22 protein-coding genes and 1 tRNA gene are annotated in these 24,029 nt (G+C 63.0%); 7 read left to right on the top strand and 16 right to left on the bottom strand.

Annotated features, from left to right (window positions below):
- Positions 1-5: 5 nt before the first annotated feature.
- The 9 genes from ACYHH6_RS31540 to ACYHH6_RS31500 all read right to left on the bottom strand — a co-directional run bounded on the left by ACYHH6_RS31540 (position 6) and on the right by ACYHH6_RS31500 (position 10,471).
- Positions 6-1,121, bottom strand: coding sequence for an ABC transporter ATP-binding protein (locus ACYHH6_RS31540; RefSeq protein WP_112559250.1), 1,116 nt, complete (start codon positions 1,119-1,121; stop codon positions 6-8).
- Between the two features lie 21 nt (positions 1,122-1,142).
- Positions 1,143-2,102: a carbohydrate ABC transporter permease gene (locus ACYHH6_RS31535; RefSeq protein ID WP_352586244.1), complete on the bottom strand. Its 960-nt coding sequence runs from the start codon at positions 2,100-2,102 to the stop codon at positions 1,143-1,145.
- Positions 2,099-3,049 carry a carbohydrate ABC transporter permease gene (locus ACYHH6_RS31530; RefSeq protein WP_112559252.1) on the bottom strand — a complete coding sequence of 317 codons (951 nt, stop codon included), beginning with the start codon at positions 3,047-3,049 and terminating at the stop codon, positions 2,099-2,101. Before ACYHH6_RS31530 ends, ACYHH6_RS31535 begins: the two co-directional genes overlap by 4 nt.
- Positions 3,050-3,197: 148 nt before the next feature.
- Positions 3,198-4,451 carry an ABC transporter substrate-binding protein gene (locus ACYHH6_RS31525; RefSeq protein ID WP_352556062.1) on the bottom strand — a complete coding sequence of 418 codons (1,254 nt, stop codon included), beginning with the start codon at positions 4,449-4,451 and terminating at the stop codon, positions 3,198-3,200.
- Between the two features lie 59 nt (positions 4,452-4,510).
- Entirely contained in the window at positions 4,511-6,022 is a 1,512-nt protein-coding gene (locus ACYHH6_RS31520; RefSeq protein ID WP_352586245.1) for an aldehyde dehydrogenase family protein, read from the bottom strand.
- Between the two features lie 10 nt (positions 6,023-6,032).
- Entirely contained in the window at positions 6,033-6,809 is a 777-nt protein-coding gene (locus ACYHH6_RS31515) for an enoyl-CoA hydratase/isomerase family protein (protein ID WP_352586246.1), read from the bottom strand.
- Positions 6,802-8,403, bottom strand: coding sequence for an acyl CoA:acetate/3-ketoacid CoA transferase (locus ACYHH6_RS31510; protein WP_352586247.1), 1,602 nt, complete (start codon positions 8,401-8,403; stop codon positions 6,802-6,804). The genes ACYHH6_RS31515 and ACYHH6_RS31510 overlap by 8 nt, the downstream gene beginning before the upstream one ends.
- Entirely contained in the window at positions 8,400-9,416 is a 1,017-nt protein-coding gene (locus ACYHH6_RS31505) for a Gfo/Idh/MocA family protein (RefSeq protein ID WP_352586248.1), read from the bottom strand. Before ACYHH6_RS31505 ends, ACYHH6_RS31510 begins: the two co-directional genes overlap by 4 nt.
- Positions 9,413-10,471: a LacI family DNA-binding transcriptional regulator gene (locus ACYHH6_RS31500; protein WP_352586249.1), complete on the bottom strand. Its 1,059-nt coding sequence runs from the start codon at positions 10,469-10,471 to the stop codon at positions 9,413-9,415. Before ACYHH6_RS31500 ends, ACYHH6_RS31505 begins: the two co-directional genes overlap by 4 nt.
- Before the next feature lie 229 nt (positions 10,472-10,700).
- On the opposite strand from ACYHH6_RS31500, the gene ACYHH6_RS31495 reads away from it, so the two are divergent.
- From ACYHH6_RS31495 to ACYHH6_RS31480, 4 genes are all read left to right on the top strand, one after another.
- On the top strand, positions 10,701-11,855 hold the full coding sequence (locus ACYHH6_RS31495; protein WP_352586250.1) for a dihydrodipicolinate synthase family protein: 1,155 nt from the start codon (positions 10,701-10,703) through the stop codon (positions 11,853-11,855).
- 105 nt (positions 11,856-11,960) lie between these two features.
- Positions 11,961-13,031, top strand: a complete 1,071-nt coding sequence (gene gmd, locus ACYHH6_RS31490) for a GDP-mannose 4,6-dehydratase (RefSeq protein ID WP_352586251.1) — start codon at positions 11,961-11,963, stop codon at positions 13,029-13,031.
- Between the two features lie 9 nt (positions 13,032-13,040).
- Entirely contained in the window at positions 13,041-14,009 is a 969-nt protein-coding gene (gene fcl, locus ACYHH6_RS31485) for a GDP-L-fucose synthase (protein ID WP_352586252.1), read from the top strand.
- A 22-nt stretch (positions 14,010-14,031) separates the two neighbouring features.
- A complete protein-coding gene (locus tag ACYHH6_RS31480) occupies positions 14,032-15,438 on the top strand; it encodes a hypothetical protein (RefSeq protein ID WP_352586253.1) in 1,407 nt (468 codons plus the stop codon).
- A 4-nt stretch (positions 15,439-15,442) separates the two neighbouring features.
- On the opposite strand, the gene ACYHH6_RS31475 is transcribed toward ACYHH6_RS31480, so the two are convergent.
- The 3 genes from ACYHH6_RS31475 to cpdR form a co-directional block, all read right to left on the bottom strand.
- On the bottom strand, positions 15,443-17,482 hold the full coding sequence (locus ACYHH6_RS31475; RefSeq protein WP_352586254.1) for an alginate lyase family protein: 2,040 nt from the start codon (positions 17,480-17,482) through the stop codon (positions 15,443-15,445).
- A 234-nt stretch (positions 17,483-17,716) separates the two neighbouring features.
- Positions 17,717-17,791, bottom strand: a tRNA-Val gene (locus ACYHH6_RS31470).
- A gap of 115 nt (positions 17,792-17,906) precedes the next feature.
- A complete protein-coding gene (cpdR, locus tag ACYHH6_RS31465) occupies positions 17,907-18,269 on the bottom strand; it encodes a cell cycle two-component system response regulator CpdR (protein ID WP_006199474.1) in 363 nt (120 codons plus the stop codon).
- Positions 18,270-18,432: 163 nt separating this feature from the next.
- On the opposite strand from cpdR, the gene ACYHH6_RS31460 reads away from it, so the two are divergent.
- Positions 18,433-19,374, top strand: a complete 942-nt coding sequence (locus ACYHH6_RS31460; RefSeq protein WP_181057444.1) for an N-formylglutamate amidohydrolase — start codon at positions 18,433-18,435, stop codon at positions 19,372-19,374.
- Between the two features lie 336 nt (positions 19,375-19,710).
- The gene (hisN, locus tag ACYHH6_RS31455) at positions 19,711-20,484 is read left to right on the top strand and encodes a histidinol-phosphatase (RefSeq protein WP_352586255.1); all 774 of its coding nucleotides are present in this window, start codon (positions 19,711-19,713) and stop codon (positions 20,482-20,484) included.
- A gap of 14 nt (positions 20,485-20,498) precedes the next feature.
- Here hisN and ACYHH6_RS31450 read toward each other — a convergent pair whose 3' ends face one another.
- The 4 genes from ACYHH6_RS31450 to ACYHH6_RS31435 form a co-directional block, all read right to left on the bottom strand.
- Entirely contained in the window at positions 20,499-21,329 is an 831-nt protein-coding gene (locus tag ACYHH6_RS31450) for a helix-turn-helix transcriptional regulator (RefSeq protein WP_352586256.1), read from the bottom strand.
- 109 nt (positions 21,330-21,438) lie between these two features.
- Positions 21,439-21,678, bottom strand: a complete 240-nt coding sequence (locus tag ACYHH6_RS31445) for a DUF1127 domain-containing protein (protein WP_352586257.1) — start codon at positions 21,676-21,678, stop codon at positions 21,439-21,441.
- 3 nt (positions 21,679-21,681) lie between these two features.
- Positions 21,682-21,852 carry a hypothetical protein gene (locus tag ACYHH6_RS31440; protein ID WP_352586258.1) on the bottom strand — a complete coding sequence of 57 codons (171 nt, stop codon included), beginning with the start codon at positions 21,850-21,852 and terminating at the stop codon, positions 21,682-21,684.
- A 174-nt stretch (positions 21,853-22,026) separates the two neighbouring features.
- Positions 22,027-22,986, bottom strand: coding sequence for an alpha/beta fold hydrolase (locus tag ACYHH6_RS31435; protein ID WP_352586259.1), 960 nt, complete (start codon positions 22,984-22,986; stop codon positions 22,027-22,029).
- 465 nt (positions 22,987-23,451) lie between these two features.
- Between ACYHH6_RS31435 and ACYHH6_RS31430 the strand changes: the two genes are divergently transcribed.
- Positions 23,452-23,919, top strand: a complete 468-nt coding sequence (locus ACYHH6_RS31430; RefSeq protein ID WP_352586260.1) for an Hsp20 family protein — start codon at positions 23,452-23,454, stop codon at positions 23,917-23,919.
- Positions 23,920-24,029 lie beyond the last annotated feature (110 nt).

The following is a 24,029-nucleotide window of genomic DNA, read 5'->3' as shown; positions in this document are numbered from 1 at the left end:
AGCCGTCAGCGAATGCGGCTCTCGGTCGCCGGATCGAAGAACACTGCCTTGGTCAGGTTGAAGGCCAGCGGCGTGCTGGTGCCCGGCTGGATGTTGGCGTCGGCGCGCAGCCGCGCCACAACGGGCTTGCCGCCGAGATTGGTCACCGCGAACGTGTCGGAACCCGCAGGCTCGACCACCTCGATGTGCAGGTCGGCAGTGGCGATGTTGGAAGCGTTGCGTTCGGCGCCTTCCGGATCGGTCAGCGCTTCCGGCCGGACGCCGAAGATGATCGGCTTGCCCTGGAAGGCCGAGAGACCCGCCGGTGCATTGGCCATCGGCAGCGTGATCGGCTCGCGCGCCTCGCGCTGCAGCACGACGGACAACGCATTGCCCGAGGTGGCGATGGTCGCCGGGATCAGGTTCATCGCTGGCGAGCCCATGAAGTCGGCGACGAACAGGTTGGTCGGGTTGTTGTAGATTTCGGCCGGGGTGCCGAACTGCTGTACCTCGCCGTCGCGCATGACGGCGATCTTGGTCGCCAGCGTCATTGCTTCGATCTGGTCGTGGGTGACGTAGACGATAGTGGTACCGGTGGTGGCATGCAGGCGCTTGATTTCGATGCGCATGTCGACGCGCAGCTTGGCGTCGAGGTTGGACAGCGGCTCGTCGAACAGGAACAGTTTGGGGTCGCGCACCAGCGCCCGGCCCATGGCGACGCGCTGGCGCTGGCCGCCGGAAAGCTGGCTCGGCTTGCGCTGCAGGAGGTGGCCGATCTGCAGCACCTTGGCCACCTTGTCGATCGCCTTCTGGCGCTCGTCGGCCGGCACGCCGCGCATCTCCATGCCGAAGGAGATGTTTCCGGCCACCGTCATGTTCGGATAGAGCGCATAGCTCTGGAACACCATGGCGATGTCGCGCTTGGAAGGATGCAGATCGTTGATGGCGCGGCCGTCGACACGGATCTCGCCCTCGGTGATCTGCTCCAGGCCGGCAATGGTGTTGAGCAGCGTGGACTTGCCGCAGCCGGACGGACCGACCAGCACCAGGAAGCCGCCCTTTTCGAGCTCGACATCGATGCCCTTCAGGATCTCAACATTCCCGAAACGCTTCTTCAGCCCATCGATTTCCAGAAAAGCCATGGGTTATTCCTTCCTGATAGTTCAGCCTTTGACCGCACCAGCCATCAGCCCGCGCACGAAATAGCGGCCGGCGACGACATAGACGATCAGGGTGGGCAGCGCCGCGATCATCGCGGCCGCCATGTTGACATTGTATTCGACGACACCGGTCGAGGTGTTGACGACGTTGTTGAGCGCCACCGTCATCGGCATGGAGTCGCCGGTGCCGGCATAGGCCGAGGCGAACAGGAAGTCGTTCCAGATGTTGGTGAACTGGTAGATCACGGTGACGACGAAGATCGGCATCGAGTTCGGCAGCATGATGCGGCGGAAGATCTGGAAGAAGGAGGCGCCGTCGACCTGTGCGGCCTTGATCAACTCGTTCGGGAACGCCTCGTAGTAGTTGCGGAAGAACAGAGTGGTGAAGCCAATGCCGTAGACGATGTGGACGAAGACCAGATTGACCGTCGGGTTGCCGAGGCCGAAGCTGGTGCCGACCGAGTTCTGCAGCGAGACACCGAAACGTCCCAGGCTGCCGAGGATGGTCGCCATCGGCAACAGCACCGACTGGAACGGAATGAAGCAGGCAAACAGCATCAGCCCGAACACCAGCGTGGCGCCGCGAAAGCGCCATTTGGTCAGCACATAGCCGTTGAGCGCGCCGAGCATGGTCGAGATCAGCACGGCCGGAACCACCATCTTGATGGAGTTCCAGAAATAGCCCTTGATGCCGGCGCAGGTGAGGCCGACGCAGGTCTCGCCCCAGGCCTTCAGCCACGGGTCGAAAGTCGGCGCCTTGGGTAGTGCCAGCATGTTGCCGTTCTGGATCTCGTCCATGGTCTTGAACGACGTCACCAGCATGACGAACAGCGGCATCAGATAGAACAGCGCGAACAGCGCCAGCAGCCCGTAGATGACGATGCGGTTGAGGGTCTTGGTGCTCATGCCGCCGGAGGCCTGCCGGGAAGCAGTGGGGCGGGCAGGGGTGGCGACAGCGCTCATCGCGGCTTCTCCCGCAGTTCCGAATAGAGATAGGGCACGATGATGGCGACGATGGTCATCAGCATGATCACCGCACTGGCCGAGCCGACGGCCATTTCGTTACGCTTGAAGGTGTACTCATACATGAAGTTGGAGGGCAGCCAGGCCGAGCCGCCGGGGCCGCCGCTGGTCAGCGCGACCACCAGATCGTAGGACTTGATGGCGAGGTGGGCGAGCACGATGAAGGCCGACAGGAAGATCGGCCGCAGCAGCGGGATGACGATGCGGCGGTAGAGCTGGAAGGTTGTGGCGCCATCGATCTGCGCCGCCTTCATGATCTCGCCGTCAATGCCGCGCAGCCCGGCCAGGAACATCGCCATGATGAAGCCGGAGGCCTGCCAGACGCCGGCAATGACCACGGTGTAGATGACGAAATCCTTGTTCTTGATCCAGTCGAAATGGAAGCTCGTCCAACCCCATTGATGCAGGGTCTGCTCAAGGCCGAGACCGGGATCGAGGAACCATTTCCAGGCAACGCCGGTGACGATGAAGGACAGCGCCATCGGGTAGAGATAGATCGGCCGCAACACGCCTTCGCCGCGGATTTTCTGGTCGAGCAGGATGGCCAGGAACAGGCCGAGCGCCAGGCAGATGGCGATATAGAGAAAGCCGAAAATGCCCATATTGGTGATCGACGTGTACCAGCTCGATGGCGGGTCGGTGTCGAAGGTCCAGCCCCACAGGCGCTGATAGGCGCGCGAGCCGGTGATGACATAGGACGGGAAGGTCTTGGAATTGGTGAAGGACAGATAGATCGTCCACAGGATGAAGCCGTAGACGAACACGATGGTGATGGCGAAGCTCGGCGCCAGCACGATCTTCGGCAGTGCGTCCTGCAGGCGCGAGCGCACCGAGGGGCGCGACCGCTCCGGCGTCAGCTTGATCTGGCTTGTCGCTACACTGCTCATGAGGCTCCTCCCGTTTCGGGTCGTCCGTGCTCTGCCGTCAGGCGGCAAGGCGGCCCCGTGCATACGGGTCTTTGGTCGGCATGGTGTTCAGGCCGGCCAATCCTGAGGTGAAACCTTCCCCGCCGAAGCGGGGAAGGTGTTTTTAGGCTTACTTGGCGTCGTCGATTGCCTTGACCAGTTCGGTCACGGCTTCGTCCGAGGTCTTGATCTGACCATGGACGAACTTCGAAACGACGTCCTTGTAGGCATTCGCGACCGCCGGAGGCGCGCCATAGCCCTGGGCCAGCGAGCCGAACAGCGTGCCGCCTTCATTGGCAGCCTTCAGGTCGGCGATGCCCTTCTTGCCGCACGCGTCGAAGTCGGTGTCCGGAACGTCGGTACGGGCCGGAACCGAACCCTTGACGACGTTGAAGGCCGACTGAAAGCTCTTCGACAGGGTGGCGGTGGCCAATGCGACCTGCGCGGCCTTGCGATCGTCCGGAACGTTAAACATGCCGAACATGTCGGAGTTGTAGATCACGGAGCCTTCGGTGCCCGGGAACCGATAGCACAGGAAGTCCGTGCCCGGCGTTTTCTTGGCGGCGTTGAACTCACCCTTGGCCCAGTCGCCCATGACCTGCACAAGGGCGTCGCCCTTGATGACCATGGCGGTGGCAAGGTTCCAGTCGCGGCCCGAGAAGTTCGGGTCGACATAGGTGACGAGCTTGGCAAGATTGTCGAACGACTTCTTCATCGTGTCGGATTTGAGCGACTCGTCGTCGAGGTCGTTGAAGGCCTTCTTGTAGAACTCAGGTCCACCGGTCGACAGTACGACCGAGTCGAACATGGTGGCTTCCTGCCAGTTCTGGCCGCCGAGAGCGAGCGGGATGACGCCAGCCGCCTTGGCCTTGTCGAGCAAGGCGACGAAGTCGTCGAAGGTCTTCGGCTCGGCGCCGCCGATCTTGTCCATCACCGCTTTGTTGATCCACAGCCAGTTGACCGAGTGGACGTTGACCGGAGCCGCGACCCACTTGCCGTCATAGACGGAGAACTTCTGCAGGGCTGCCGGAACCGACTTGTCCCAACCTTCCTTCTTCGCCGTCTCGGTGAGGTCGCCCATGACCCCGGCCGCCGCATAGTCGAGCACGGTGTAGCCGAGCATCTGCGACGCCGTCGGGTAATTGCCGGCCGCGACCATTGCCTTCAGCGCGGTCATGGCGGCGTCGCCGCCACCGCCGGCCACCGGCACGTCCTTCCAGGCATAGCCTTCCTTGGCCAGGTCGCCCTTGAGGACGTTGAGAGCAGCCGCTTCGCCGCCCGACGTCCACCAATGCAGCATCTGCACTTCCTTGACGTCCTCGGCATGCGCCGAGAAAGCAAAGGTCGTCGCCAGAGCCGTTCCGATAAGCAGTTTGCGCAACATGTACTACCTCCCTTGTTGCATTCACATAACCGACGGATGCCCGCCGGGTTCTTCCAAACTCAGCCGACCCACCAACCGGTGCGCAGGCCGCGATGAAACTGGATTGTTTTTTCCTCGGTATAGTCCTCGACAGCGCGTTTGCCGAGTTCGCGTCCGATGCCGGACTGCTTGTAGCCCCCGAAAGGCAGCTCGGGATAGCCTTCCATGAATGTGTTCACCCAAACCGTCCCCGAACGCACACCACGCGCCACCGACATGCAAGTGTCGATGCTGGCGCTCCACACACCCGCCGACAGACCATAGGGCGTGTTGTTGGCGATGTGCAACGCCTTATCAATCGATTCAAAAGTCAGCACCGAGAGCACCGGTCCGAACACTTCCTCACGCGCAATGGCCATGTCTTCGGTGACGCCGCGAATGATGGTCGGATCGAGGTATTGGCCGGCATTCGAGGCCAGCTGTTTGCCGCCGCTGTAGATATTGCTGCCGCCGCTTGCAGACGCCGTAACGTAACCGGCCACCTTGGCCAGATGGTCCGACGAAATCATCGCGCCGACCTTGGTGCGGTCGTCGAGCGGATCGCCTACCGTCACTTTAGCGGTGAGGGCCTTCACGGCGGCGAGGAAATCGTCTGCGATCGCCTCATGCACGATCAGCCGGCTGCCGGCATTGCAGCATTCGCCGGCGTTGAAAAAGCCGCCGAACACCGCGGCGTCGGCGGCCGCTTCAAGGTCGGCGTCGGGGAAGACGATCTGGCCGTTCTTGCCGCCGAGCTCCATCGAGACTTTCTTCAGCGACTGCGCGGCTGCAGCCATGGTCATCTTGCCGACGCGGGTCGAGCCGGTGAAGGACACCATCTCGACCAAGGGATGGCTGACCAACGGTGCGCCGACATCGGCGCCGAGACCGGCCAGGATGTTGACGACGCCGGCAGGCAGCCCGGCCTGCATCAGGATATCGCCGAGCAGGAAGGTCGAGGCCGAGGTCATTTCGCTGGGCTTCACCACCGCCGTGCAGCCGGCGGCAAGCGCGAAGGGCAGTTTCTGGCTGACAATGAGGAAAGGGAAATTCCACGGCGTAATGATCGAGACGACACCGATCGGCTCGCGCACGACCACGCCCAGCATGGCGTCGCCAAGATTGGCGTAGCTCTCGCCATGCAGCGTGCGGGCAAGCGAAGCGGCATAGCGCCAGATGTCGACGGCGCCGCCAATCTCGCCGCGCGCCTGGGCGATCGGCTTGCCGGATTCCAGCGCATCGAGCCGGGCGATGTCTTCCAACCGGGCTTCGATGAGGTCAGCCGTCTTGAGCAGGATCGCGGCCCGTTCAGCCGCCTTCATGCGCGGCCACGGGCCGGTCTCGAAAGCCTTGTGCGCCGCCTGCATCGCCGCGTCCACCTCGGCCGCGCCGGCCTGTGCATAGCGCGAAACGGTGAAGCCGTGGCCGGGGCTGTTGCGCTCCAGCGTACGGCCGTCGCGGGCATCGACATGCTTGCCGTCGATCAGGAGCTTGTAAGCCTTTGGCGCCTTGGACGCCTCAGTCGGCATGGAAATGTTGAGCGGTGCGTTCATCATGCTTTCTCTAGGATCTCGAAAAGGCCGGCTTTTGCTTCGTCTTGAAGGCGCCGACGCCGGCCTTGAGATCGCCGGTCAGGGCAATAAAGCCGCTGGCCAGCGCCTCGGTCGCGGCAGCGCTTTCCTCGCCTTCGGCGACTGCGATCATCAGCTTGGCGGCTTCGGTTGCGAGCGGCCCGCGCTCGGCGATTTTTTCGGCCCACGTCTTGGCCTCTGCCAGCGCCTGCCCGGTCTCCACCACGCGGTCGACGATGCCGAGGGCAAGCGCGTCGGGGGCGGCAAAGACCTCACCGCCAAGCGCCATGCGGCGCACGACCTGCGCACTGAGGCGGCGCACGGCGCGCTGCGTGCCGGACCAGCCGGGGACCACGCCGATCGATGTTTCGGGGAAGCCGAGCTTCACCTGCGTTTCGGCGACGCGGAAGTCGCAGGCGACTGCCAATTCCAGCCCGCCGCCCAGCGCATGGCCGGACAGCGCCGCAATGGTCGGTTGCCTGAGCCTTGCCAGCCGGTCGAAGACGCGGTGGCCATAGCGCACCCACTGCACCTGGAAATCGGCGGCGCTCATTTGCGCCCAGGCCTCGACATCGCCGCCGGCGCAAAAGCCCTTGCCTTCGCCGCGGACGAGCACGACGCGCACGCCGTCAGCTATCTCGGCTTCGTCGAGCGCTGTCTCAAGCGCCCGCAACATCGGAATGTCCAACGCATTGAACTTTTCCGGCCGACGCAGCGTGACGATGCCGATGGCGCCGTCCTGTTCGAAGCTGACGAGGCGCTCAGCCATGTGCGCCTCCGAGCGAAGCGCCGCCATTGAGCGACAGGCCGATCGGCCGATCCTGGTAGAGGGCCGTCGGCGTGACCTTGAGGTCGTTGGCGACGCCGAGCGGTGTCTCGGACTGCGCCAGCACATCGCGCTCGAGGTCGATGCCCGGCGCCAGTTCCGTCACCATCAGGCCGTCCGGCGTCAGCTTCATTACGCAGCGTTCGGTGACATAGGTGATGTCCTGTCCCTGCGCGACGGCGCGTTTTCCCGAGAAGGAGATGTGCTCGACCTCGTTGACCACCTTCTTGACCTTGCCTTCGCGGTCGATGCGGATGCCGCCTTCGGCCAGCGACAGTTTCGCACCGGCATTGAAGAAGCCGGAGAAGACGATCTTCTTCGCCCGCGCCGTGATGTCGACGAAGCCACCGGCGCCGGCGGTGACATGCGGCCGTGCCGACAGCTTGGAGACATTGACCGAGCCGTGGCGGTCGATCTGCAGGAACGACAGCAGCGAGGCGTCGAAGCCGCCGGCCTGGAAATAGATGAACTGGTGCGGCGAGGGCATGATCGCCTCGGCGTTCGAGGCACAGCCGAACTTGAAGTCGAGCAGCGGCACGCCGCCGACAGCGCCCTGTTCGATCACCCAGGTGACCTTGCCGTGCTGGCCTTCCTCGAGGAGGATGCGTGGCACGTTGGCGGAGATGCCGAAGCCGATGTTGACGGCCATGCCGTCGCGCAATTCCATGGCAACGCGGCGTGCGATGACCTTCTGGACGTTCATCTCGGCGTTGCGGAAGCTCGACAGCGGCCGAAAGATCTCGCCTGAAATCGCCGGATCATAAGGCGTCAGCGTCGTCTGCAACTGATCCGGAGCGACCACGATATGGTCGACCAGAACGCCGGGCACGCGCACATCATGCGGCTTCAGCGTGCCGTTCTCGACCACGCGCTTGACCTGCGCGATGACGATGCCGCCATTGTTGCGGGCAGCGAGCGCCTGTTCGAGACCGCCGAGATAGGCGCCTTCATGCTCATAGGTGAGGTTGCCGCGTTCGTCGGCGGTGGTGGCGCGGATGATCGACATGTTGGGTACGATCGAGCGGAAATAGAGCCATTCCTCGCCGTCGAACTGCTGCACCGAGACGATCGGCTCGCTGGCGGCCGCGTTCATGGCGCAGCCCTGGTGGCGCGGATCGGCGAAAGTGTCGAGACCGACCTTGGTCAGCACGCCCGGCCGCTTGGCGGCGGCCTCCCGATGCATGTCGAACAGGATGCCTGAGGGGACGTTGTAGGCGGCAACCGAATTGTCGCCGATCATCTTCCAAATCTGCGGCGGCTCGGACGAGGAGGGGCCTGAGGGGTAGGAGCCGCACAGCGTGCGCTTCAACAGGCCGGGCTTGGCCAGATGGTCGATGCCCTTGATGCCGTACATGTCGCCGGCGGCGATCGGGTGCAGCGTGGTGATACCCTTGGGATGGCCTTCGGTGTCGAAGCGCTCGCCGATGGCGGCCAGCACCGCGTCCGGGCAGCCGAGGCCGCTCGATGACGAGACGGATACGGTCATGCCGTCCTTGATCAGGCCGGCGGCTTCCGCGGCGGAAACGAGTTTGCTCACTTGGCGCTCCCGAGCTTGGGATCGATTGCGACCGCCTTGCCGGATTTCTCCGACTGCAACGCCGCTTCGGCTGACGCAAGCGACCAGACGCCGTCCTCGCCGGTGGCGGAGGGCTGGCCTTTGCCGCTGATGGCGGCGTGGAATTGGCGCAGCGACCGGACGTAGAGGTCTTCGTGGTCGAAACTCAGTTCCTCCTCGCCCTTGGCTGTGCGCAGCAGCACCGTGCCGACCGGCTTTTGCGTCATCACATTTTTGCCGATCAACGAGCCTTCCGAACCATGCACCTCGAAGCCGGTGTCGGCGAACTTTGTGGTGAAGCCTTCATGCGACTGGGCAATGACGCCGGACTTGAAGCGCCAGATGCACATGGCGCCGTCTTCCAGCCCACTGCCGGCCATGCCGGCCGACTGGGTGAAGGCGGAAATCTCGATCGGGTCGTCGCCAAGCACGAAACGCAGCGTGTCGGCATCGTGCACGGTGATGTCGAGCACCACCCCGCCGCCGGCCTCAGGTTTGGTGATGCGCCAACCCTGCAGGTTCTCCGGCAGGTAGACGGAATGGAAGACACGCGCGGCGATCGGCTTGCCGATGCGGCCGGCTGATATAGCATCGCGCATGGTGCGGTGGGCGCCGGCATTGCGCAGATGATGGTTGGTGCCAAGCACGATTCCGGCTGCCTTGGCGGCGGCGACCATGGTGCGCGCATCGGCGCTGGTCAGCGCCAGCGGCTTTTCGCACAGAACATGCTTTCCCGCCTTGATCGCGGCCTGCGCCTGTTCGAGATGCAGTTCATTGGTGGTCGAGATGTAGACGGCGTCGATGCCGGCGCCGAGCAGGTCGTCGAGTGTCGAGACGGCGAGCGGAACGCTGTTTTCCGCGGCATAGGCCTTGGCCCGCTCCGGGCTGGAGCTCATCACCGCTGATATCTCGCCACCCTCTTGCGCACGGATGGCGTTGATCATGAACTGTTTGGCGATCGTGCTGGCGCCGATCAATCCCCATCTGACGCTCATGCGGCGTCTCCCATTCCTGCAGTCGTGTTCCGGGCACGGCGATCGGGACCGCAGCTTTCCCTGACGACCAGATTGACGGCGCCGATATGGTCCTCGGCACGCGTGGTGCGCGACTGGATCATCTTCAGCATGACATGCGCGGCGCGCTCGCCAAGGCCTGCCGTGTCCACCGAGACGCTTGTCAGCGCCGGCATGTAGTGCTCGGCCTCGACCACGTCGTCGAAACCGACAACGGCGAAATCCGCGCCGGGCTCCAGCCCGCGCTTGCGCAGCGCCAGCATAACGCCGAAGGCAACGGCGTCGTTGAAACACAGCGCCGCCGTCGGCGGCTCGGGCATGGCAAGGGCGGTTTCCAGGCAGGCGATGCCGCCCCTGCGGCTGGTCTCGCCTTCGACGACGAGCACGTCGCGCCTGGCAATGCCAAGCGCTTCGCATGCCTGGCGAAAACCGCCCAGGCGCTCCTGATAGACGACCAGATCGGAGGTGCCGCCGAAGAAAGCCAGCCGGCGATGGCCCTTGCCGATCAGATGGGCGGCGGCGAGATACGCGCCGCGATGATTGTCGGGCGCGATCACAGGGATGCGGCTGTCCGGCAGGCGGCGCATCGCGAAGACCACCGGCACGCCGGCCGTCTCGATGCGGCGGAAGGCGCCCGGCGTCGTGCCGCGCGCCGGCGAGACGATCAGGCCTGCGACGCCCTGTTCCATCAGCGACTTCAGCACTTCCTCCTGGCGCACCGGATTCTCCGCCGTATTCGCGATGAACGGCACGATGCCGGCTGACTGGAAGACACGCTCCATGCCGACCGCCAGCTCGGCGAAAAAGGGGTTGGTGAGATCGTTGATGACCATGCCGATGACGTTGGAGTGGGCCTTGCGCAGATTGGCGGCGCCGCGGTTGTAGACATAGCCGACATCCTCGATCGCCTTGCGAACCTTGAGCGCGGTTTCAGGCCGGATCAGCCCTGAGCCTTGCAGCACGAGCGACACCGTCGATTTGGACACACCGGCCTCGCGGGCGATGTCCAGGATCGTTGCCTTGGGCCGGCTGGCCATACGGGTGGGTTTCTCCGTTTGAATTGGAAAATCTATTGGAACGTTCTAATCGCTATGCCAAACGAAAGTCAATCGGGATTCTGGGGAAGATCGAAAAATTGATGGATGTGCTGCACAGCAAGGCTCTTAGTCTTTTTTTGGCAGTTGTACCGGTTCAACCTCCGGAATCATAACGGTTCTTGATTTATTGGAACGTTCCATTTATAGGATGCCGGAAACGGAGGTTGCCATGGACATCACCCTGCCTGCGGAGAATGGCGGCCGCGTCAGCTACAAGCTGGTGGGCGACCCGGTGGAGCCCAGAATAGGTGCTGCTTTCCCGCGCATCGCCTATGCCGCGGCGCATGTCGTCGCCGATCCTTTCGCCATGACCAATCCGTGGTCGAAGCCTGCGGTCGACTGGGACAGGACGATGGCGTTTCGCCACCATCTGTGGCGACTCGGCTTCCGCATCGCCGAAGCGATGGACACCTCGCAGCGCGGCATGGGGTTCGACTGGACAAATGCGCAGGAATTGATCCGGCGCTCGATCGCCGAGGCGCGCAGCGTCGAAGGCGCCGATTTGGCATCGGGCGCTGGCACCGATCATCTGATGCCGGCGGCTGCCAGGACGCTCGATGACGTGATCGCCGCCTATGAGGAACAGTTCACCTTCATCGAAGGGCAGGGTGGCAAGGCGATCATGATGGCCAGCCGGGCGCTGGCGGCGGTCGCCAAAGGCCCGGACGACTATATCAGGGTTTACGATCGCATCCTCAGCCAGGCCGCCGGCAAGGTCATCCTGCACTGGCTGGGCGACATGTTCGATCCGTCGTTGAAGGGCTATTGGGGCAACGGCAATTTCGAGGCTGCCCTCGACACCGTCGTTGCCATCATCGAGCGCCATGCCGGCAAGGTCGAGGGGATAAAGATTTCCCTGCTCGATGCCGGCAAGGAAGTCGCCCTGCGCAACCGGCTGCCTGACGGCGTCGTCATGTTCACCGGCGACGACTTCAACTACCCTGAACTGATCGCAGGCGACGGGAAACGTCACTCGCATGCCTTGCTCGGCATATTCGACGCCATCGCCCCGGTCGCCAATGCCGCCCTGTCGAAACTGGCTGACGGTGACCGCACCGGCTATGACGCGCTGATGGCGCCGACGGTGCCATTGTCGCGCAAAATCTTCGAGGCGCCGACCGAGTACTACAAGGCCGGCATTGTCTTCATGGCCTGGCTCAACGGCCATCAGGATCATTTCACAATGGTCGGCGGCATGCAGTCGGCGCGCGGCATCCTGCACTATGCCGATGTCTTCCGCCTTGCCGACCAGGCAGGCTTGCTCGCCGATCCCGTGCTTGCGTTGGCCAGGATGAAGCATTTCTGCGCGGTCGCGGGTGCCTGAGCACAACGCAATCATTGGCTGAAAAGTATCCCCCGTGTGGGGGATTTGCGTTCTCGCGTCAAATCTGTATTCCGTTGCCGGGATTAGATGCGGACGAATGCGGCAATGACGGAAAAAGTGGCGCTCATCACCGGTGTAACTGGGCAGGACGGGGCCTATCTTGCAGATTTGCTTCTGCGGAAGGGCTATATTGTCCATGGCGTCAAACGCCGCTCGTCCTCGTTCAACACCGAGCGCGTCGATGACATCTATGTCGATCCGCACGAGCGCGGTGCGCGCTTTTTCCTGCATTATGGCGACCTGACCGACGCAACCAATCTTATTCGCCTCGTGCAGGAGACGCGGCCGAGCGAGATCTACAATCTCGGCGCCCAGAGCCATGTCCAGGTGAGTTTCGAGACGCCCGAATACACCAGCAATGCCGATGCGTTGGGCACGCTCAGGCTGCTGGAGGCGATCCGCATCCTCGGCATGGAAAAATCGGTGCGTTTCTACCAGGCCTCGACCTCGGAGCTTTACGGCAAGGCGCGCGAGGTCCCGCAAAGCGAGACGACGCCGTTCCATCCGCGCTCGCCCTATGCCGCGGCCAAGCTCTACGCCTACTGGATCACGGTCAATTACCGCGAAGCCTACGGCATGTTCGCCGCCAATGGCATCCTGTTCAACCACGAAAGCCCGACGCGCGGCGAAACCTTCGTCACCCGCAAGATCACGCGAGCCGTCGCCTCGATCCAACACGGCCTGCAGGACACGCTCTATCTCGGCAATCTCGACGCCAGGCGTGACTGGGGCCATGCGCGCGACTACGTAGAAGGCATGTGGCGCATTCTGCAGCACAGCGAAGCCGACGATTTCGTGCTGGCGACCGGCGAGGCGCATTCGGTGCGCGAATTTGTCGAACTGGCCTTTGCCGAGACCGGACGGAGCATCCGCTGGCAAGGCGAGGGTGTCGACGAAGTTGGTGTCGATGCCGGCTCGGGCACGGTCCTGGTGCGTATCGATCCGCGCTATTTTCGGCCCACCGAGGTCGACTTTTTGCTCGGCGACCCCGCCAAGGCCAAGGCGAGACTTGGCTGGTCGCACACGACCGGGTTCAGGGATCTTGTGGCGGAAATGGTGCAGGCCGATCTGGCGCGCGCGGCCGGCGGCACGCGGCAGAACAGCCGCTCCGCGTGAGGCAGGCCGATGGACGTGACATTTGAGCTGAAAGGCAAGCGTGTCTTCGTCGCGGGGCATCGCGGCATGGTCGGTTCGGCCGTCGTGCGACGGCTGGCGGGCGAGGATTGCGAGGTGCTCACCGTATCGCGCGACAGGCTCGACCTGCTCGACCAGGCCGGCGTGCGGCGCTGGATGGCCGAGCACCGGCCGGACGCCGTGGTGATGGCGGCCGCCAAGGTTGGCGGCATCCTGGCCAATGACCGGTTCCCGGTCGATTTCCTGCAGGACAACCTGGTCATGCAGAGCAATGTCATCGACAGCGCCTTTCGCAGCGAGGTCGGCAAGCTTTTGTTTCTCGGCTCGTCCTGCATCTATCCCAAGCTCGCGCCACAGCCGATTCCGGAAGATGCACTGCTGACCGGCCCGCTCGAGCCCACCAATGAATGGTATGCGATCGCCAAGATCGCAGGGCTTAAACTGTGCCAGGCCTATCGGCGCCAGTATGGCGTCGATTACATCTCGGCGATGCCGGCCAACCTTTACGGCCCAGGCGACAATTTCGACCTTCAGAGCAGCCATGTGGTGCCGGCTCTGATGCGAAAGGCGCATGCGCTGGCGCTGAGCGGCGCCACCAGCCTCGAGGTTTGGGGCTCGGGCACGCCGAGGCGCGAATTCCTGCATGTCGACGACGCTGCCGATGCGCTGGTCTGGCTGTTGAAGAATTATGCCGGCGACGGCCACGTCAATGTCGGTTCGGGGGAGGATGTCACCATTGCCGAGCTTGCCCAAACCGTCGCATCCGTCGCCGGCGTCGAGGCTACGATCACCTTTGATACGACCAGGCCGGATGGCACGCCGCGCAAGCTGATGGATGTGTCGCGGCTGTTTGCAACGGGGTGGCGCCCGCGCTACGTGCTTCGCAGTGGATTGGAACAGACATATGCGTGGTTTCTCAGCCATGTTGAGAAGGGTGACGTCCGCCTCGGCGTGGCCTGATCCCAATCCTCAGCATGCAAAGTTGATTGCCGCGACCAGGGATGACGGGCTGGGCGGCCGGCTTCTGGCCATGGTCAATGCAAAGGCGCTTGCCGATGCGACAGGCCACCGCTTCGGATTCACCTGGAAGAGAGCCGTCTCGGACAAGACGTTTCACATTGTCGATACGGTCGACAAAATATTTAATCCTGAATTCATCGAGAAACACTGGCTGGGCGAAAAGATCAGAGAGACGGATCTCGAGGTTCTCAAGAAAGGGAAATTCACCCGCGCAAGCCTGAATGCGTCAGCCGGCCGAAGCTTCTTTCGGGGCTGGCTCTGCAACGATTTCAACGTTCTGGAGTCTTTTCGCGACAAGGGAAAGCGGATCGCGACATCCGAAACGATCAGGACTCTCGGCTTTGCCGAGCCGGTGAACCATGCGCTGCACGCGGCCCAGTCCTGTCAATTTCCGGGGCAAATGGCCGGGCTGCATCTTCGCAGCGGCGATATCGTTCGCGGCAAATACCGTTCGATGCTGAATTTCAACGGCAAGGTAATCCCTTCCGCGCTGGCCAAGGCGATTGTGGCCGAGCTCGCGTCACAGGATATTGCGACTCTGTTGGTCGGCCAGGATCGTGCGACGCTCGACTATCTGAGGTCGGAAACCGGCGCGTTGCTGACCGACGATTTCGGCGCCAACGAATTCGAGGATGAGACGCTTAGGGCATTTTTCGAGATGGGCCTTCTGGCGCGTTGCCAGCGGATCTACGCCGGCAGCAGCGTGTTCGCATCCGTGTCGTCGGTGATGAGCGGCATTCCACGCACCAGGACCACGGCGCTGTTCAGCCCGCCCCTGGCGGCGCAACTCATGCTCGAAGAGCTGGAGCGGCATCAGTCCGACTACCATCCATTCGAAGCGGCGTTCGGCTATCTGTCGGCGTTCCTGAACATTGAGGACGACATCAGCCCGGCGCAGGCAAGGGACATTCTCGGCAAAGGCTATGCGCTCGATCCTGAAAACGACGCGTATGCGCTGAAGATCGTGGCCTCCTATTTTCGCGAGAAGGACTACGCTTCAGGCGAAGCCATTTTGAAATCGCGCATGACGGCGCAATTCGAGGCGCGTCCCAAGGTACCGCTGCCAATGCTTTTGGCCTTGTCGCGCAAGACAGTGCACGGCCACGCCATGGGCAACGATTTCGCGTCCTATTTTGCCGCGGCGAAGGCCGGTCATCCCTATGCCACGGCCTGTGTCGCCCATATTCTGCATGACGGCTTTGGCGAACTGAAACAGGCGCTTGAGATGATCGCCAGATCGCAGGCTGCCGAACCGGCCAATGCATTGTTCAGGACGATCAGGCGTTACATCCGGCCGATCGCGACCCGTGAATCCAGCCCGCTGTTGAAAGCGAGGCTGCGGCTCTGGAAAGCCGGGATCAGGATCTAGTCTATCACTGCCTTCGCCAGACCCAGAACGGTGCGATGCCCTGGTCGGGATGGAAAAGCGATCTCCCCGGGCTGACATCAAGCGCTGGCGTCGCGGGGTCGTGGCATGCGAGATCCAACAGCAGTGGCCGAGCCAGATCCCGATCGATGGTCTCAATATCTTGCCTGCCGATATCGGCTGCAAACCGGCGCAGCGCCGTGACCAGGCCCTGTCCCTCGGCAGCCTGGTGCCGCCACAAATCGTCGTCCACCGCGGACAAGACCCGCGCCAGGGCTGTCCAGCCCTGCAAGGCGAACATGGCGTCGTGCCGGCTGGACGTTTCGTTCAAAAACGAGCCGCCGGGTGCGATCTCGGCTGCCAGCCTTTCGCGGGCGTGGAGGCGGACCCTGGCCAGCGTTGCGCCGTCGTTCAGAAACATTGCGATCGATGTACGCTGAAGATCACTGAGGACACCGTGCTTGCCAAACTCTGTCGCCGGTACGGTGGCCAGCCATTTGCCGTAGCCGCCAAGCCAGGTCCGGAAGTCCTCCCGGTCCCGCCCGGTCAGCGCCCCGGCCCGCTCGACAAGGCGGACGGCATCGAGAAAGAAGTGGAGACCACCGAGCTCGAAGACACCTTGCTTTGCGCGAGACGGGTTCATCCTTGTGTCGATGAAGCATGTGCGTATCCATTGCGCGGCATCGGCGGCAAAGCGCTGATCACCGAGCACGGCCGCCGCCAGCGCCAGCACGGTGACGTCGTGCAGGACATGGCGCAGGCGGGCAGGATCGCCCGCTTGATGGAGATCGGTGTGACGAGCGCGGGCGAGCACCTCGCTCGCGGCAGTTTCGAGATGGCGGCGAAGCTCGACGTCATTGCCTTGGGATACTGCTGCAAGAACAGCGTCGTCGTAAAAAACCAGGCGCGACGGGTCGAGTCTGGCGGCGGTCGCCAGGGCATCGCAGCGGTCGATCATATCGACGATGGCTTCGTCGCGGCTGCTCCAGCGGGCGACGAAACCGGCCTTGCCGATTTCCAGATGCGAGCGCCCGGAATCCAGGCGCGCCACCCAGCCGGCCTTGTGGAAAAGCCCGGCATCGGGGGCCAGCGACGGGCGTGGGAAATCCCACGGGTCGTCGCGGAAACGGTCCCATGGTCCGGGAACGCCGAGCCGCCACAGCATTTCGACCTTGGGCCGGCGGCCATAGGCATAATCTTCGTCGAACAGTTCGGTCGTATCGGCGCGAAAGATGATCTGGGGCTCTTCTCTGGCCGGCGGTTTGAAATTCTCGTCGAGCAGAGCCAGATTTTCGACAATGCGCGCCATCGGCACGATGACATAGGGCAGATACGGCCTTGCCTCGATTGCCCCGCGTATCTGCCGGAATGCCTGCTCGGTCAGATAGCAGTTTCCGTCCCACGGCATCAGCCACTTCGCCCGCGTGCGGGCGATCTCAAGCGCCTTGTTGCGGGCGCCGTTGTTGTTCATCAGGTAGCGGTTCTTGCTGTGCCTGATGAGCGTTTCGTAGCGCGCCGGCGTGAGTTCAGCTGATTGGCCGCTCTTGCCGGAAAACCGGAGTTGCTTTGCCGCCAGCCTGTCGATGTCCCACGCAATCCGGCCATAGGCCTCGAGGTCGAAAGGGATGCGCACAAAGCTCTGGCCGCGGCCCTCCAGCAGCCTGACGATGCGGGCCTCCTCATCCCGATCGGCTATCCGATTGACGATCCAGAACTTGTCGCAGTCAGGAAAGGCAGGCTCATTGTCGAGGATGAAGCTGGCATTGTCGAAGGACTGGCCTTTGCGGTGCCGCGGCTCGAGATCGTTGCCAATGATGCGGACGAGCATGAAGCTGTCCTTCGCCGGCGCAATCGGCAAGGCAGGGTATGCGTGACGCGCCGCCCTGATGCGAAGCCTGACATCGCGCCTGTGTTCGAGCGTTCGCTTTGCCGCAACCAGCACGCCGCCAAGGCTTGAACCTGGCGATTGGAGATATTTCCTCGCCCGTTTGAGCTCGAGGTAGATGCGTAGCCAGGTCGCCTTCTGCTGCACCCGAGTTGACGTCATGGCCACCCGCCGAAGCGAGCGCGCCCGTGGTCGGAGATCATCGATGTCGTCATTCGCATTGTTCCCCCCGAACATCGCGTCTGTCCCAAGCCTTAAAGCCATCGCGCCCGGGCGTCACGACTGAAAATTTGTCCCAGGCATTGTTGTGCCCGCTTGCCAGCCTGCGCCGCAAAGGGCGACGCGGCGGCAACAGCCGTTGGAGCTCGATCAGCTATGATGCGGCTTTGGTCTGGATGGTGGGCGTGACAGGGATTGAACCTGTGACCCCTGCAATGTCAATGCAGTGCTCTCCCGCTGAGCTACACGCCCATCCGAAGCCGCGCATACACCATTTTTGATCCAGCGCGTCAATAGCCGGAAAAGGGAAAGAAAGGCTCGTTTTGTCGCGCCGCCAGGCGAGCGGCGGCATCGCCCCCGAAATGCTTCAGGCGGCCTGCAGCATTTTTTCGACCTCGTTGACGAGATCGCGCAGATGGAACGGCTTCGACAGCACCTTGGCGTCTTTCGGCGCCTTGGAATCCGGGTTGAGCGCGACGGCCGCGAAACCGGTGATGAACATCACCTTGAGGTCGGGATCGATCTCGGTGGCGCGGCGGGCGAGCTCGATGCCGTCCATCTCCGGCATGACGATGTCGGTCAGCAGCAGGGAGAACGGTTCTTCTCGCAGCCGCTCATAGGCGCTGGCGCCATTGTCGAAGTCGCTGACTTGGTAGCCGGCCCGCTCCAGTGCCTTGACCAGGAACCGGCGCATGTCGTCGTCGTCTTCCGCCAGCAGAATGCGTGCCATCTTGTCCCGTCCGAATCACCCACCCAAGCCTGCCGTCCGGCAAACCCGTTAACCATCCTGTATATGAGGAGGTGACGGTAAACATCAAGTGAACACTGGCGGCATTAATCCTGATTTGACGGGGGTCCTGACATGCCGAAATGCTGGACATGCGGCCGATGAGGTGGCAGTTTCCCATCATGATGCATTGCTGTTTCCGGGTTCGTTCAAATTGACGACGGCAGCCGAGGATTTTTCGGTCGTTCCACCCTTCGAAATCCGATCGGGCGCCGAGCAGCGCGTTCCCTTCGTCTTCAACTCACCACATAGCGGCCGCTATTATCCCGACCGCTTCCTGGCCATGGCCAGGCTCGACCGCAACGCCATCCGCCGTTCCGAGGATTGCTATGTCGACGAGTTGTTCGGTGGCGCGGTGGCGCTCGGCGCGCCGATGCTGGCGGCGAATTTTCCGCGCGCCTATCTCGACGTCAATCGCGAACCGTGGGAACTCGACCCGCGCATGTTCGCCGAGCCGGTGCCGTCCTTCTGCAACATCCGCTCGGCCCGCGTCGCCGGCGGGCTCGGCACAGTGCCCAAGCTGGTGGGCGAGGGGCTCGACATCTATTCCGGCCGCCTGCCGCTGGCGGAGGCCGTGCAGCGCATCGAGGCCGTCTACAAACCCTATCACGAGACGCTGAAGCGGCTATTGACCAGGACCCATGCCAGGTTCGGCTATGCCGTGCTGATCGACTGCCATTCGATGCCGGCGAGCATCAGGGTGGGCGACAGCGGCCTGCGGCCGGACTTCATAGTCGGCGACCGTTTCGGCATCTCCGCCACGGCTGCATTGACCGAGACGGCGATCGGCCTGCTGATCGGCATGGGCTATACCGTCGCCCACAACAAACCCTATGCCGGCGGCTTCATCACCGAGCACTACGGCCGGCCCGCGCGCCATCTGCATGCGCTGCAGATCGAGGTCAATCGCGGGCTCTACATGAATGAGCGGACGTTCCAGAAATCGGCTGGTTTCGATGCGCTGGCCGACGATATGGCGCGCTTTTCGGCGGATCTGATGGCGATGCCCGACCACCATTTCATCGACCTGCCGCTGGCTGCCGAATGACGCCGGAGCGGCGCTATCCATGAGATCCCGCGCTAGCCATGCGGCGGCGTAAAAAAAGACCGCATCGTTTGCACGACACGGTCGAAGTCTAGGGAGGAAACGCCCAAGGAGGGCATGGACAGGAAAACCTGTCCGACAACAAAGTTATTGTGCGATGCACAAATGTCAACCGACTCCACCCTTTTTTAATTCACTCTGATGTGGAAATTGCGCTTCTGTGGCGCTTATGTGATATTTTGGCAACAGTTATCTCAGTGATAAATCGATAAACCGGCTTGTTTTGGCGCAAAAGTGCCGGCAGACCGGGTCGGGCACTCTGCAATGCGGGAGAATCAGGTGGACATCAGCATCGATTTCATGCGCCGGATCGCGCAAGCGGCGGCGGCTGAAACCTTGCCGCGGTTCCGCGCCCAGGGCGCGGTGGCCAACAAGGAAAAAGGCAGTTTCGATCCGGTCACGGAAGCCGACCGCGAGACGGAACGCGCCATCCGGGCGCTGATATCGGCCGAGTATCCCGATCACGGCATTTTGGGCGAAGAGCACGGCAGCGAGAACGTCTCCAGCCGGCATGTCTGGGTGATCGATCCCATCGACGGCACCCGCGCCTTCATTTCCGGCCTGCCGGTATGGGGGACGCTGGTCGGTCTCACGGTCGACGGTGACGCTGTCGCCGGCATGATGGCGCAGCCCTTCACCGGCGAGCTGTTCTACGCCAACGCTTCCGGCTCCCACTATGAAGGCCCGGGCGGCCCGCGCGAGCTGTCGACCCGCAAGACGACGAAGCTCGACGAGGCGACCTTGTTCACCACCACGCCGGCGCTGTTCAAGGGCGAGGCGCGTACACGTTTCGATAAATTCGAAAAAGAGGTCCAGCTCGTCCGCTATGGCGCCGATTGCTACGCCTTCGCCATGATCGCCTCGGGCAGCGTCGACATCGTCGCCGATCCCGGACTGAAGCCTTACGACATCGTGGCGCTGATCCCGATCATCGAAAAGGCAGGCGGCGTCGTCACCACATTCGAGGGTGGCCCGGCGGAAAAGGGCGGCGACATACTGGCCGCGGCGACGCCGGAACTTCACGCGGCGGCGATGGCGGCGCTGCGCGGCTGATTTTTTTTACCCTGTCAGCGCGGCTTGATCGAACGCTGGAATTCCGCTGGCGTTCGGCCATAGACCTGCCTGAACGCTGCGCTGAAATGGCTGTGGCTGGAGAAGCCGAGGTCCATGCCGAGCGTGGTCAGATTGTCGTAGCGGCCAAGCAGGTCGAGCGCGCGCGCCAGGCGCAGGCGCAGATGATAGCGGTAGAGCGGCATCGCCTCGACCTGCTGGAACACTTGCGTCAGATAAACCGGTGATACTCCGACTTCAGCGGCAATCTCCGCCAGTGTCCAGCGCCGCGACAGGTCCGAGGACAGGACGAGCTTGGCGCGGTCGACCAGCTTCTGCCGGCCGGCGCTGGCACCGGCGGCATGCGAAGTGCGCTCGCCGAGGGAGCGCCGCACCAGCGTCAGCGCCAGGGTTTCGGCCTCCAGCGTTTCGGCAATATTGCGGCTCAGGCTGTGGCGCAGCACTGCCACCAGTGCCTGAGCCCGCGGGTCGATGCGGCGGCGCTGACGGCGAAACGCCAACGCACTGCCCGAGCGCAGCTGCTCCTTCGGCGTCAGTTCCTGCAGTTGCGCCTCCTCGATGACGAGATCGAGGCAGGAATCGCCACCCTCGACGGGATGGCTGATCCGATAGGGCTCCGCCTCATTGAAGAACAGCAACTGGTTGGCTTCGGCGACGGCGTCATTGCGGCCGACATGGCGCACGAACACACCGCGATAGGGAAACACCAGATGGGTGGCGGCGGTGCATTCTTCTTCGCTCTTGTGCCGGCATTCGCCGCTGCAGACGACGTCCCGCACCCTGACGGTGCCGGTGTCCAGAAGTGTCTGTACTGCGAATTGCGACATGGCCGCTGCGTTCCCCTCTGCGCCGAAAGCTGTTCCGGCACTTTAGGCGATCGGCCTGTCCAGACCTGTCAGGAGACTTCACCTGTCAGGATCTTCGCATGGCCATGGCTCAATCCCACAAATGGCGCATGTATTCGCCATGGGCTTCGCTCCGCGACAGGCCAATGTCCTTGAGCTGCTCGTCCGTCATTTCCAGCAAGGCAAGACGGCTTCGGCGCCTCTCCAGCTGACGGCCGATCCAATTGGCGGCTGCAATGCCTTGTGTTCGTAAGGACCGCCAGAAGGTCGCGCTTTGATTTGTCGGCGCCTTTGGCAGGCATTGCGCCGTCGCTGTGTGATTTGAGCGCATCGCTCAGGCCTCCCCGTTGCTGACTATTGAGGCGCCGGCTACCGAGGCGCCGGCTTCGTTCAATGCAATCGCGCATTCCTCGCAGCAGACCTCGACGGTCTTGCCGCCGACCTTGACGCGGATCGGGTTCGCGTCCAGCTGGCAATCGCAGGCAGCGCAGGTTTTCTCGGTCATGATGTCATCTCCTTGGGGTTCAGTTCGACGCGGGGAGATGATCATTCCGGCGCGGCACCGGCTGTCAGAATCTTTAGCTCTTTGCGTGCTGCTGGCGCTGCCGGGCGGTCCTCCTGACAGAAGGCTGTCAGCAGGCGTAAGCTCTAGGCGCCACAACCTGCGGTGCTGGCGGCATCAGACCGTGGGGTCGTCGCTGCCGGGAATGAAGGCGTCGAAGGCGGCGAACAACTGCTCGCGGTAGACATCGGCCTCCTGCAGGATCTCGTGCTTGGCGCCATCGATCATCAGCAGCGAGCCGACGCGCAGACGCCTGGTGTAGGCTTCCACGGCCTTGGTCGAGACGACCTGATCGGCGCCGGCGGCGATCACGAGGAGGGGGACCTGAATCTTCGCCATGAAGTCCGGCTCGCTGATGGCTTCGCTTGCCTTGATGGCGGCCCGCAGCCAGCGGATCGTCGGGCCGCCGAGCGCCAATTGTGGATAGTCCTCGTAGATTTTCGTGTTGCGCTGATAGCGCTCAGGGTCCGATGTCACCTTGTTGACGGCAAAGGGCAGGGTCTGCCTGGGTCTAGGCCCCCAGGCGGCATAGAGCCGGCCAAGGCCGAGAAAGCACAAGAGCGAGCAGACGCGGCGCACCGTTTTTACAGACAGCGGAAAATCGGGCACCGTCAGGAATGGCGCGATCAGCACCATGCGGCGCACCCGGTTGACCATCGACGGCGCGGCGAGCAGCGCAATCACGGCTCCGGCCGAATGGGCGAGGATGTAGTACGGGCCGCGGCAGTCGGGCAGCACGATGTCCTCGAAGAACCGTTCGAGGTCGCCGGTGTAGTCGTAGAAGGAGCGGACATAGCCGCGTTGCCGGTCACGGATCAGCCGGTCCGAACCGCCCTGGCCGCGCCAGTCGAGCGTGGCGACGCCGAGGCCGCGATCGGTAAGGTCGCGGATGGTCTCGAAATATTTCTCGATGCACTCGTTGCGGCCGGGCAGCAGGACGACCGTGCCCTTCAGCGGCCGGGTGACCGCGGCAAAAAGGCCGTAGCGGATCTTCTTGCCGTCGCGCGTGGTGAAGAAGCCGCCGGCGACATTTTGCGGCGGCGGATTGCCTGGCGTGGGGTGGAAGAGGTCCGTCATTCGGCGCTTGCGTCTTCGTGGTGTCTCACCCCAGCAGGGCGTCGGCATGGTGATAGACGCCAATGGATGAAAAGCAAAGGGACGGGCGCTTAAGGGGGCGGACGAACAACGAGTAAGGCCGGAAGCAGCCTGCGGCGGCGTGCTTCCGGCCTCTGTCGATCCGGGAGGAAGGGACGTTACACCCGGTTCGGCCTCGTCGCGACGCCTTCATCCGGCGCCGCCTGGTTCTTTATCCTGGCTGCACTCTAGCGCCGGCCGGCTGAACGGGCGCCGAAGCGGCGGTTCATCTGCCGTTCATCGACACCTCGATTCACGGCTGTTCAAAAATCCTTGAAATGCGCTTTTGCGCTCCCCAAATGTCTGATGCAGCCGCCGATGTCGGGGCTGCTGGTCCACCCGAAACGCCTTTTTCAGGGTTTCGCACCGGCCACACGCAAACCATGTTGCTCAACAGGAGAACACCTCATGCGTCACGTTGATTTTTCCCCGCTCTATCGCTCGACCGTCGGCTTCGACCGCCTGTTCACCATGCTCGACTCGCTGGCCCAGCCCGAGAGCGCGCAGACCTATCCGCCCTACAACATCGAGCGCACCGGCGAGAATGCCTATCGCATCTCGATGGCGGTTGCCGGCTTCTCGGACGAAGAGATCTCGATCGAAGCCCACCGCAACGTGCTGACCGTCAAGGGTGAGCGCAAGGAAGAGGGCAATGGCGAAGGCTCCGAGCTGCTCTATCGCGGCATTGCCTCGCGCTCCTTCGAGCGCCGCTTCCAACTCGCCGACCATGTCGAGGTCGTCGGCGCCACGCTGAAGAACGGCCTGCTCTTCGTCGATCTCACGCGCAACATCCCGGAGGAGCTGAAGCCGCGCAAGATCGCGATTACCGCCAGCTCCGAGAAGGCCAAGCAGATCGAGGCCAAGAACGCCGCGTAATCAAGACGGCGGCGTGATATCGCCCAAAGGGACGTAGTAACGCCCAGAGACAAAAGCGTCTCCTCCCGAGACGAAAGCGGCGCCGCAAGGCGCCGCTTTTTTGTTGCGCC

It is taken from the genome of Mesorhizobium sp. P171375 (genome assembly GCF_057786075.1).
The sequence above is the reverse complement of the archived record's forward strand: the minus strand, read 5'-3'. Positions and strand labels throughout refer to the sequence as shown.